The organism is Amycolatopsis sp. NPDC050768, assembly GCF_040654155.1.
Lineage (GTDB): Bacteria > Actinomycetota > Actinomycetes > Mycobacteriales > Pseudonocardiaceae > Amycolatopsis.
The window spans coordinates 49,744-62,445 of sequence record NZ_JBFAHL010000030.1; the positions used below are offsets into that span (position 1 = coordinate 49,744).

The following is a 12,702-nucleotide window of genomic DNA, read 5'->3' on the forward strand; positions in this document are numbered from 1 at the left end:
GCGCCGTGCCCTGTGCGCAGCGCTTCCCCTGTTACCCCAGCCAGTGAAGGGCACGCAGTTGACCGAGGAATCGCAGCTCGTCGACTATCTCCGGCGGATGACTTCGGACTTGCGGCAGGCGAACCGCAGGATCAAGAAGCTCGAGGACGACGCCGTCGAGCCGATCGCGGTCATCGGCATGGGCTGCCGCCTGCCCGGCGGAGTGTCCAACCCGGACGAACTGTGGACCCTCGTATCCCAAGGCGTCGACGCCATCACCCCCTTCCCCACCGACCGCGGCTGGGACCTCGACGCGCTGTATGACCCCGACCCCGACAACCCCCGTACGACCTACGTCCGCCACGGCGGTTTCCTCCACAACGCCGCCTACTTCGACAACGACTTCTTCGGGATCTCCCCCCGCGAAGCCCTCGCCATGGACCCCCAGCAACGACTTCTGCTCGAAACCGCCTGGGAAACCCTCGAACACGCCAACATCGACCCGAACACACTCCGCGGCACCCGCACCGGCGTCTTCACCGGCGTCATGTACCACGACTACGCGGGTGGTGAGCGGTCCCGGCTGCCGGACGAGGTCGAGGGGTTCCTGGCCACCGGCATGGCCGGCAGTGTCGCGTCCGGACGGATCGCCTACACGCTCGGGTTGGAAGGCCCCGCGATCACGCTCGACACCGCCTGCTCGTCCTCCTTGGTCGCGATCCACCTGGCGATCCAGGCGCTGCGCAACGGAGAATGCGACTACGCCATCGCAGGCGGCGCGACCGTGATGGCGACGCCCACGACGTTCGTCGAACAGGGACGCCAACGGGGTCTGGCACCCGACGGGCGGTGCAAAGCCTTCTCCGACAACGCCGACGGCACCGGCTGGGCCGAAGGCACCGCACTCATCCTCCTCACCCGCACCACCACCGCCACCCACCACAACCACACCACCCACTCCCTCATCCGAGCCACCGCCACCAACCAAGACGGCGCCAGCAACGGACTCACCGCACCCAACGGCCCCTCCCAACAACGCGTCATCACCCAAGCCCTCGCCAACGCCCACCTCACCCCCCACGACATCCACGTCGTCGAAGCGCACGGCACTGGCACCACCCTCGGCGACCCCATCGAAGCCCAAGCCCTGCACAACACCTACGGACCCGACCGCACCACTCCCCTCTACCTCGGCACGCTCAAATCCAACATCGGGCACACCCAAGCCGCCGCCGGCGCCGCGGCCCTCATCAAGATGACGGCCGCCCTCCACCAGGACACTCTCCCGCCGACCCTCCACACCACACCCAGCACCACCGAGAACTGGCCCCACCACCACCTCGCCCTGCTCACCGAACCCCGGCCGTGGCCCACCACCACGACCAGACGCGCCGCCATCAGCAGCTTCGGCGTCAGCGGCACCAACGCCCACCTCGTCCTCGAACAACCACCCACGCCCGAACCCGCCGCAGACGACCGCGAACGGCCGCTCGGCGCGGCGACCCTGCCGTGGGTCCTGTCCGCCCACACCGGCACCGCCCTGCGCGCCCAGGCCGCCAGGCTGCGCGACCACCTGGCCGGACACCCCGATCTCCCGCCCGGCGACGTCGCCCGCACCCTCGCGACCGGACGCGCCCACCTCGACCACCGGGCCGTCGTCCTCGATCCCGCCGCGGCCGACCCCGCGTTGGCCGCGCTCGCCGAGAGCGGCGCGGACGGGCTCCCCGCGAGCACGGTCGCCGGGAGCGTCGTTCCCGACCCCCGGGTGGTGTTCGTCTTCCCCGGCCAGGGCTCGCAGTGGGCCGGGATGGCCGTGGAGCTGCTCGACTCGGCACCGGTCTTCCGCGCCGCTTTCCGCGACTGCGAAGCGGCCTTGGCGCCGTACGTCGACTGGTCGCCGACCGCCGTTCTGCGCGAGGAACCGGGCGCCCCGGAACTCACCCGGGTGGACGTGGTGCAGCCGCTCCTGTTCGCGGTGATCGTCGCGCTGGCGGCGCAGTGGCAGGCGGCCGGCGTGCACCCGGCGATGGTGGTGGGACACTCGCAGGGCGAGATCGCCGCGGCGTACGTGTGCGGAGCGCTCAGCCTCGCCGACGCGGCGAAGGTCGTCGCGCTGCGGAGCAAGGCCATCGGCGAGCTGATGGCCGGCCGCGGTGACATGGTGTCGATCCCCTTGCCGGTGGAGCAGGTGCGGGAGCTCGTGGCGGAGTACCCGGACAAGCTCGCGGTCGCGGTGGTGAACGGACCGTCGTCCACCGCGGTGTCGGGTGACCTCGACGCGCTGGACGCGATCGTCGCGACCTGCGAGGCGGCCGGGGTGCGCGCTCGCCGCCTCGCCATCGGCTACGCGTCGCACTGCCCGCAGGTTTCCGTGGTCCGCGAACGGCTTCTGGCGGAGCTGGCGGAAATCACGCCCCGCCGCTCGGAGCTGCCGTTCGTCTCGGCGGTCACCGGAGCGGTGTTCGACACCAGCGGGCTCGACGCCGAGTATTGGTACCGCAACCTGCACGAGCCGGTCGAGTTCACGCGGGCGACGACCGCCGCGCTCGACCAGGGACTCGGAGTGTTCGTGGAGGTCAGCCCCCACCCCGTGCTCGTGCCGGTGGTGCAGCAGATCCTCGACGCCGCCGACGCGGACGCCGCGGTGACCGGCACGCTCCGCCGCGGCGAAGGCGGTCCGGCACGGTTCCTCCGTTCCGTGGCCGAGATGTGGGTCCGCGGCGCGACGGTGGACTGGCCCGCGCTGTTCGCCGGTTCCGGCACCACCATGGTGCAGCTGCCGACGTACGCGTTCCAACGCACGCGCTACTGGCTGGAGCAGCTGCCGACGACCGGCGACCCGGCCTCGGCCGGTCTTCTGCCGGCCGGGCACCCGCTGCTCGGCGCGAGCGTGACGCTCGCCGACGGAGACGGCCTCTTGCTCACCGGACGGCTCTCGCGCAAAGACCAGCCCTGGCTTGCCGACCACGAGGTCGCCGGATCGACTTTGCTGCCGGGCACGGCTTTCGTGGAGCTGGCAGTGCGAGCGGGCGACCAGGTCGGCCGGTCCTGCGTCGAGGAGCTCACGCTGCGCCGGCCGCTGGTCCTGCCCGCCGACGACTCACCGGTGCAGGTGCAGATCCGCGTCGGCACTGCTGGTGCCGACGGCCGCAGCCCCCTCGGCGTGCACTCGTCGCGGGACGGGCACACGTGGGACCTGCACGCCACCGGCACGCTGGCCGAGCGGCCCGCGCAGCACGTCGCCGCCCTCGGCACGTGGCCGCCGCCGGGCGCCGAGGAGATCGGCACAACCGACGTGTACGCGGATCTCGCCGGATCCGGGCTGCGGTACGGGCCGGCTTTCCAGGGCCTGCACCGCGCGTGGCGGCTCGGGACCGACTTGTTCGCCGAAGTGCGCCTCCCCGAGCCCGCCCGGCCCGACGGGTTCGGCATCCACCCGGCCCTGCTCGACGCCGGCCTGCACGTCATGGCCCTCGGCGCACCCGCGGGCGGGCAGCGCGTGGTCCGGCTGCCCTTCAGCTGGGCCGGGGCGACGCTGCACGCGAGCGGCGCGACTTCCGTCCGGGTCCGGCTGACGCGCACCGGCGAAGAGGCCGTGGCTCTCGACGTGTTCGACGACGCCGGCGCACCGGTGGCGTCCGTCGCCGAGCTGACGCTGCGGCCACTGCCCGCCGGCGGTGCTGCCGTCCCGCCGCCACCGTCCACTTCGGACAATGACCTCCTCCACCTCGACTGGCGGCCCGTCCCGGTCACCGGCGGGGCCGGGTGTGCGCTCTGGGGCACCGACCCGTTCGGTCTCGGGCTGCCGGCTGTCCCCGACCTCGCGGCGCTGCCGGACGACGGCGCCGCGGTGGTGCGCTGCTTCACCACCGACGATGACCCGGATCTCGCCGGCGCGTTGGCTCGAGCCGCGGAACTGGTGCGCGCGTGGCTCATCGCCCCGGAGGCCGCGGGCCGCCGGCTGGTCGTCGTCACGCGCGGCGCACTGTCCTGTTCGGACTCCGAGGACGTCACCGACCTGGGCGCCGCGGCAGCGCTGGGCCTGCTGCGGTCGGCCCAGAACGAGAACCCGGACCGGTTCGTGCTGGTGGACCTCGACGCCGACGAACGATCGGCCGCGCTCGTCCCGGCCGCGGTTGCCACGGCCGAGCCGACCCTCGCGATCCGCGCCGGCGAGCTGCTGACTCCTCGGCTCGCACCGCTGTCCGGGCACGGCGCCCTGCTCCCGCCCGTGGACGCACCCGCCTGGCGCCTCGACAGCACCGGCCACGGCACCCTCGAGAACCTGCAGCTGGTCCCCACCCCCGAAGCGACCGAGCCGCTCGGACCCGGCGAGGTCCGGATCTCCGTGCGCGCCGCCGGGCTGAATTTCCGCGACGTGGTCGTCGCCCTCGACCTCGTCCCCGGGATGGCGAACCTGGGCGGTGAGGTCTCGGGCGTGGTCCTCGACGTCGGCTCCGAGGTGACCGACCTCGTCCCCGGAGACCGCGTGATGGGGTTGTGCGCCCGTGCGTTCGGCCCGATCGCCACGTCCGACCAGCGCTGGCTGGTCCGCATGCCCGAGGAATGGAGTTTCGAGCTCGCCGCCGCCGTGCCGGTCATCTACCTCACGGCCTACTACGGCCTGGTCGATCTCGGCGGACTGCGCGCGGGCGAGTCGGTGCTGGTGCACGCGGCCGCCGGCGGCGTCGGTGTCGCCGCGACGCAGCTCGCCCGGCACCTGGGGGCCGAGGTGTTCGGCACCGCCAGCACGGGCAAGTGGGACACCCTGCGCGCCAACGGCTTCGCCGACACGCACATAGCCAACTCCCGGACCCTGGATTTCGAGCCCGAGTTCCTCGCCGTGACCGGCGGCGAGGGGATCGACCTGGTGCTCGACTGCCTGGCCGACGAGTTCGTCGACGCCGGGCTACGCCTGCTGCCCCGGGGCGGACGGTTCCTGGAGATGGGCAAAACCGACCGGCGGGACCCGGCCGAGGTCGCCGAGCGGCATCCCGGCGTGCGGTACCAGGCCTACGACGTGCTGGAGGCGGGGCCGGAACGCACACAGGAGATGCTGCGGGAGATCCTCGCGCTCTTCGAGCAAGGCGTACTGACCCCGCCGCCGATCACCACGTGGGACGTGCGCCGCGGGCGGGAGGCGTTCCGCGCGCTGAGCCAGGCCCGGTTGGTCGGCAAGGTGGTGCTGACGATGCCGCGGCCACTGCCGGCCGGCGGGACCGTGCTGATCACCGGCGCGAGCGGCATGCTCGGGTCCCGGGTCGCCCGGCACCTCGCCGACCGGCACGGGGTGCGGCACCTGCTGCTGCTCAGCCGGCGCGGAGCCGACGCGCCGGGCGCGGCCGAGCTGGCCGCGGAACTGGCCGGGCTCGGCTGTTCGGTCACGTTCGCGGCGGCCGACGTCGCCGACCGCGACGGGGTCGCTGCCGCACTGGCGACGATCCCCGCGGCGCACCCGCTGTCCGCGGTGGTCCACACGGCCGGGGTGCTCGACGACGGGCTTGTGGAGACGCTCACCGAGGAGCAGATCTCCCGGGTGCTGCGGCCGAAGGCCGGTGGAGCCCTGGTGCTGCACGAGCTGACCCGCGACCTCGACCTCACGGCGTTCGTGCTGTTCTCGTCCCTTTCCGGGGTCCAGGGCGGCGCGGGACAGGGCAACTACGCGGCCGCCAACGCGTTCCTCGACGCGCTCGCCCAGCACCGCCGGGCGCACGGCCTGCCGGGCCAGTCCCTCGCGTGGGGGTTCTGGCGCGAACGCGGCGGGATGACCGCCCACCTCAGCGACGCCGACGTGACCCGCCTGGAGAGGTCCGGCGCCCGCCCGATCGAGACCGACGAGGGCCTGGCCCTGTTCGACCGGGCGCTGTCGGCCGACCTCGCGTTCGTCGCACCGGCGGGGCTGGACTTCGCCGCGCTGCGCAGCGGCCCCGTCGGCCCGCTGCTGCGCGACCTGGTGGGTACCGTCGTCCGGCCGTCCGCCGGGGCCGCGAAGCCGGCAACGGCCGGTGAGCCGGAGCTGCCGGCCCGGCTGCGCGGGCTGACCGGCCAGGAACAGCGCCGGCTGCTCGTGGACCTGGTGCGCACCAATGCCGCGACCGTGCTCGGCCACGGTTCGGTGGAGTCGGTGCAGCCCAACCGGGCGTTCCGCGACGCGGGTTTCGACTCCCTCACGGCGGTGGAGCTGCGCAACCGGCTGACCACCCTGACCGGGCTGCGGCTGCCGGCCACCCTGGTCTTCGACTACCCGAGCGCGCGAGTCCTCGCCGACTACCTGATCGATCAGCTCGCCACGCCGGACGAGCGCGCGGCGGCGGCGACCACGACAACGCGGACCCCGGACCCGGTCGCGCCGGCGGACGAGCCCATCGCGGTCATCGGGATGGCGTGCCGCCTGCCCGGCGGAGTGTCCAACCCGGACGAACTGTGGGACCTCGTATCCCAAGGGATCGACGCCATCACCCCCTTCCCGGTGGATCGGGGCTGGGACCTCGACGCGCTGTACGACCCCGACCCCGACAACCCCGGCACCACCTACGTCCGCCACGGCGGCTTCCTCCACGAGGCGGCTTATTTCGACAACGACTTCTTCGGCATCTCCCCCCGCGAAGCCCTCGCCATGGACCCCCAGCAACGACTTCTGCTCGAAACCGCCTGGGAAACCCTCGAACACGCCAACATCGACCCGAACACACTCCGCGGCACCCGCACCGGCGTCTTCACCGGCGTGATCTACCACGACTACGGCTCCTGGGTGGCCCCAGGCTCACCGGAAACCGAGGACTACATCGGCACGGGCGTGTCCGGCAGTGTCGCGTCCGGACGGATCGCCTACACGCTCGGGCTCGAAGGCCCCGCGATCACCCTCGACACCGCCTGCTCGTCTTCCCTGGTCGCCATCCACCTCGCGATCCAAGCCCTGCGCAACGGAGAATGCGACTACGCCATCGCAGGCGGCGCGACCGTGATGTCCAACCCGACGCCCTTCGTGGGCTTCAGCCGCCAGCGCGGTCTGGCGCCGGACGGGCGGTGCAAAGCCTTCTCCGACAACGCCGACGGCACCGGCTGGGCCGAAGGCACCGCACTCATCCTCCTCACCCGCACCACCACCGCCACCCACCACAACCACACCACCCACTCCCTCATCCGAGCCACCGCCACCAACCAAGACGGCGCCAGCAACGGACTCACCGCACCCAACGGCCCCTCCCAACAACGCGTCATCCGCGACGCACTGGCCGCGGCCGGGCTCGAACCGTCCGAAGTGGACGCTGTCGAAGCCCACGGCACCGGTACGACGCTCGGCGACCCCATCGAAGCGAACGCCTTGCTCGCGACCTACGGCCGCGACCGCGCCACCCCGCTCCTGCTCGGATCGTTGAAATCCAACATCGGGCACGCGCAAGCCGCCGCAGGAGTCGCCGGCGTGATCAAGATGGCGCAGTCGGTGCGGCACGGGGTGCTCCCGGCAACGTTGCACGCCGACGAGGCGTCGCGGAAGATCGAGTGGTCGGCGGGCACGGTGGAGCTGCTCACCCGGGCCAGGCCCTGGCCCGCCACCGGCACCCGACGGGCCGCCGTCAGCAGTTTCGGCGTCAGCGGCACCAACGCCCACCTCATCCTCGAACAACCACCCACGCCCACACGGCCGGTGGCCGAGGCCACGCCACCGTCGGTGCTGCCGGTACCGCTCTCGGCGCGGTCAGGGGAAGCCCTGCGGGCTCAGGCAAACCGTCTTCGTGAGTACCTCGGCGCGCACCCGGACCTCGAGCTCGGCGACGTCGCCCACACCCTCGCCACCGGACGCGCAAACCTGAGCCACCGCGCGGTGCTCGTCGCGGCGGACCGCGACGAGCTGCTCGCCGGGCTCGACGCGATCGAGCACGACCGGCCGATCGCCCACGGCAGCACCGCGACGGCCGGCGAACGCCGGTGTGCGATGGTGTTCACCGGTCAGGGCGCACAGTGGGCCACCATGGGAAGTGTTCTGTACCAGGAGTTCCCGGTGTTCGCCGCGGCACTGGACAAGGTCTGCGCGGAGCTGGACGGCCCGCTGGGCCGGTCGCTGCGTGACCTGATGTCCGCCCCGGACGGCTCACCGGAGGCGGCACTGCTCGGCCAGACCCGCTACACGCAGGCGAGCACGTTCGCACTCGAGGTCGCGCTGTTCCGGCTGTTCGAATCCTGGGGCGTGGCGCCGGAGGTAGTGGCCGGCCATTCGGTCGGCGAGCTTTCCGCCGCGCACGTGTCCGGGGTGCTCTCGCTGCCGGACGCGGCGGTCCTCGTCGCGGCGCGGGGCAGCCTGATGCAGGCGCTACCCGCCGGTGGTGCGATGGTCTCGCTCGAAGCCGGCGTGGACGAAGTGCGGCCGCTGCTCGAGAACCTGGTCGGCCGAGCCGACTTGGCCGTGGTCAACGGCCCGGCCTCGGTGGTCGTGTCCGGCGAAGAGGAGCCGGTGCTCGAAATCGCCGGCGCGTTCGCCGCCCGCGGCCGCAAGACGAAACGGCTGCAGGTCAGCCACGCGTTCCACTCGCCGCTCATGGAGCCGATGCTCGCCGAGTTCGCGACCGTCGCGAGTGGACTCAAGTTCGGCCGGCCGGAGGTCCCGATCGTGTCGGCTGTCACCGGAACCCGGCTGGACCCTGAGACGGCGGCCACGCCGGGCTACTGGGTCCGGCAGGTGCGGGCCACCGTCAGGTTCGACGCGGTGCTGCGTGAGCTCGCGGGCTCGGGCATCACGGCCTACCTCGAACTCGGGCCGGACGCGGTGCTGAGCGCACTCGTGCCCGAGGACGGAGACCCGGTGCGCGTCCCGGCGATGCGGTCCGGGCGTCCCGAAACCCGCACCGCGTTCGGCGCGCTGGCGGCACTGCACGCCCACGGGGTGCCGGTGGACTGGGCGGCGGTGTTCGCCGGGCAAGGCCACCGGTCCGTCTCGCTGCCGACGTACGCCTTCCAGCGCAAGCGGTTCTGGCTCGACCGGCCGACCGGCAGCGCGGACGTGGCCGCGGCCGGGCTCACCCCGGCCGGGCATCCGCTGCTGGGCGCGGCCGTCGCGCTGCCGGAGTCCGAGGGAATGGTCTTCACCGGTCTGCTCGGCACGACGACGCACCCCTGGCTGGCCGACCACACGATCGCCGGCACCACCCTCCTGGCGGGCACGGCGTTCGTCGAGCTGGCCCTGCACTGCGCCGGCGAGGTCGGCCTCGGGCGCGTCGACGAGTTGACACTCGAGACACCGCTGGTGGTCCCGCCGACCGGGACCGTGCGGCTGCAGGTGCGGGTCGGCGGCCCCGACGCCGACGGCGCCCGGGCCCTCACCGTCCACTCGGCCAACGGTGACGGCGAGCCGTGGACGCGCCACGCGAGTGGCCGGCTCACCGACGCCGCCGACACCGTGACCGACGAGCCCGCGGCGTGGCCGCCCTCGGGCGCGGAGCCGGTGGACGTTTCGCAGCTCTACGATCGGTTCGCGGAAACCGGGTTCTCCTATGGGCCGGCGTTCCGCGGGCTCACCGCCGCCTGGCGCCTCGGTGACGACGTGCTGGCGGAGATCAAGCTGCCCGAGCCGGCCACCCCCGACGGTTTCCTGCTCCACCCCGCGCTTCTCGACGCCGCGCTGCACGCCGCCGTGTGCGCGAGCGGAACGTTCGATGTGGACAGTGAAACCGGCCGGCTTCCCTTCGCCTGGACCGGGATCGAGTTGCACGCCACGGGTGCGTCGGCGGTGCGGGTGCGGCTCACACCGACCGGCCCGGACTCGTTCTCGCTCCGGCTCGCGGATCCGGCCGGGCTGCCCGTGGCCACCGTCGGCTCACTGGTCCTGCGGGAGGTCGTGGCCGAAGCGGCACCGGACCGGAGTCTCGACTCGCTGTACCGGCTCGAGTGGCCGGTCACCGAACCGGACGCCGTCGCCGGTACCCGGGCCTGGGCCGCGCTGGGTGATTCCGCTGTCCTGGCCGAAGCCGGTCTCGGTGCGCAGTCCTACTCCGATCTCGCCGCGCTGCGGACCGCGCTCGACGCGGGCACGCCGGCACCGGACTTCGTACTGGCGGCCCTGGCAGCTTTGGGGCCCGACGAGCCTGCCACAACACTGGATCAGGTGCTGTCACTCGCCCAGGAGTGGACCGCCGGTGAGGAGTTCGCCGCGGCCCGGCTGGTCGTGCTGACGCGCCGGACACAAGCCGTCGACGACAGTGAGGATGTGCTCGACCTCGGCGGCGCCGCCGCCTGGGGGCTGCTGCGGTCGGCGCAGACCGAGCACCCGGACCGGATCGTGCTCGTGGACGTCGACGACGATCCCGCGTCGCTGCTGCTCCTGCCCCGCGTGGCCGGGCACGACCAGGTCGCGGTGCGCCGGGGCGAGGCCCGCGTACCCCGCCTGGCCCTCGCTTCCACAGGAGAGGCGCTGATCCCGCCGGCCGGCACCTCGTGGCGGCTGGACACCACGGGCACCGACACCGTCGACGGGCTGCGCCTGCTCCCCGTCTCGGACGTCGAGCGCCCGCTCGAACCGCACGAGATCCGCCTGGACGTCCGCGCGGCCGGGGTCAACTTCCGCGACGTGGTCACCACGCTCGGCCTGGTGCCCAGCCAGGCCGGGATCGGCGGTGAGGCGGCCGGGGTCGTGCTGGAGGTCGGCGCCGAAGTGACCGGTCTCGAGGTCGGTGACCGCGTCTTCGGCGTGGTGCCCGGTTCCTTCGGTCCGCGGGCCATTGTGGACCGTCGGTTCGTGGCGCGTGTTCCGGAAGGATGGGGTTGGGCCGACGCCGCGTCGGTCCCGATCGCCTACCTCACCGCTTACCTGGGACTGGTGGAGCTGGCGAAGATCGGTCCCGGGTCCACGGTCCTGATCCACGCCGCCGCGGGCGGAGTCGGCACCGCCGCGGTTCAGATCGCCCACCACCTGGGTGCCACGGTGTTCGCCACCGCCAGCCCGGGCAAACACGCCGCGGTGATCGCCGCCGGGGTACCGGCCGAGCGGCTGTTCAACTCCCGCACCCTCGACTTCGAACAGCAGGTTTCCGCCGCCACCGAGGGCCGGGGAGCCGACCTCGTCCTGAACTGCCTCTCCGGTGAGTTCACCGACGCCGGCCTCCGCCTCACCGCGTCCGGCGGGGACTTCCTGGAGCTGGGCAAAACCGACCTGCGCGACCCCGAGGACGTGCACAGCCGGTTCCCCGGGATCCGGTACCGGGCCTACGACCTCCGCGACATCACGCCCGAGCACACCCACACCCTGCTCACCCACCTGACCCACCACTTCACCCGGCACGCGCTGACCCCGCCACCCGTCACCACCTACGACATCCGCCGCGCCCGCACCGCGTTCCGCCACCTCTCCCAAGCCACCCTCGTCGGCAAAGCAGTGCTCACCATCCCCACCGCCGGCCTGCTGTCGGGAACCGTCGTCATCACCGGCGGCACCGGAACCCTCGGCTCGCTGCTCGCCCGGCACCTCGCCACCCACCACCACACCCCCCACCTCCACCTCGTCTCCCGCCGCGGCGCCACCGCCCCCGGCGCCGCGGCCCTCAAACAAGACCTTGAATCCCAGGGCACCACCGTCACCATCACCGCCGCCGACATCACCGACCCCCACACCCTCACCCATCTCCTCGACACCACTCCCCACCTCAGCGCCGTCATCCACGCCGCCGCCACCCTCCACGACGCACCCCTCCACGGCCAAACCCCGACGACTCTCGCCACCACCCACACCAAAATCGCCCCCGCCCGCACCATCCACCAGCACAAGCCCGCCATCCCCCTCATCACTTTCTCCTCTGCGGCAGGCATGTTCGGTGCCGCGGGCCAAGCGAACTACGCCGCGGCCAACGCTTTCCTCGACGCCATGGCGGTGCACCGCCGGGCCCGCGGCCTCCCATCGCTGTCCCTCGCCTGGGGCGCTTGGGATTCCGAGTCGAGCCTGACCGCCGGGCTCAGCGAAGCCGACCGGCAGCGCATGGCCCGCGGTGGCGTCAGGCCGCTCTCGCCCGAAGACGGCTTGGCGCTGTTCGACGCGGCCTTGCGCACGGACTCGGCATTACTCGCCCCGATCCGCCTCGACCCAGCGGCGCTTCGCACGCAGGCAGGCAACGGCGCTCTTCCGCCGTTGCTGGCGAACCTGGTCCGGAGCGGCCCCCGCCGGGCGAGTGGCGGGGAGACCACCGCCGACGGGCCGGCACTCGTGGCGCGGCTGTCCGGGCTCACCGCGGCCGACCAGCACCGGGAGCTGATCGAAGTCGTCGTGTCCGAGGTGGCCACGGTGCTCGGCCACGGTTCCGCGTCCGGAGTGGACCGTCAGCGCTCGTTCCGCGAGCTGGGTTTCGACTCGCTGGCGGCGGTGGAACTGCGCAACCGACTGACCACGCTCACCGGGCTGCGGCTGCCGACGACACTGGTGTTCGACCACCCGACCCCGGCCGAGCTGGCCACGCACTTGCTGACCGAACTGGCACCGGAGTCGGCCTCGCCGGTGGACGCCGCGCTGGCCGGCCTCGACGGGCTCGGTGCACTGCTCACCTCGATCGGCAACGACGACCAGGGTCGCGGCGAGGTGTCCCGACGGCTCCAGTCGCTGCTCACGCTCTGGAACGGGCGCGGTGAGACCCACGACGACACCGACCTCGACGCCGCGAGCAACGACGAGCTGTTCTCCATGATCGACAACGACTTCCGGCTGTCCTGAGTCCCGGCAGGCGATCGCGCGAACCCGTAGGAGCT

1 protein-coding gene is annotated in these 12,702 nt (G+C 72.7%); it reads left to right on the forward strand.

All coding sequences use genetic code 11. From position 1 onward, the window contains the following. Positions 1-58 precede the first annotated feature (58 nt). Positions 59-12,667, forward strand: a complete 12,609-nt coding sequence (locus AB0H62_RS48065; protein ID WP_220238840.1) for a type I polyketide synthase — start codon at positions 59-61, stop codon at positions 12,665-12,667. The last annotated feature ends 35 nt before the right edge of the window (positions 12,668-12,702 follow it).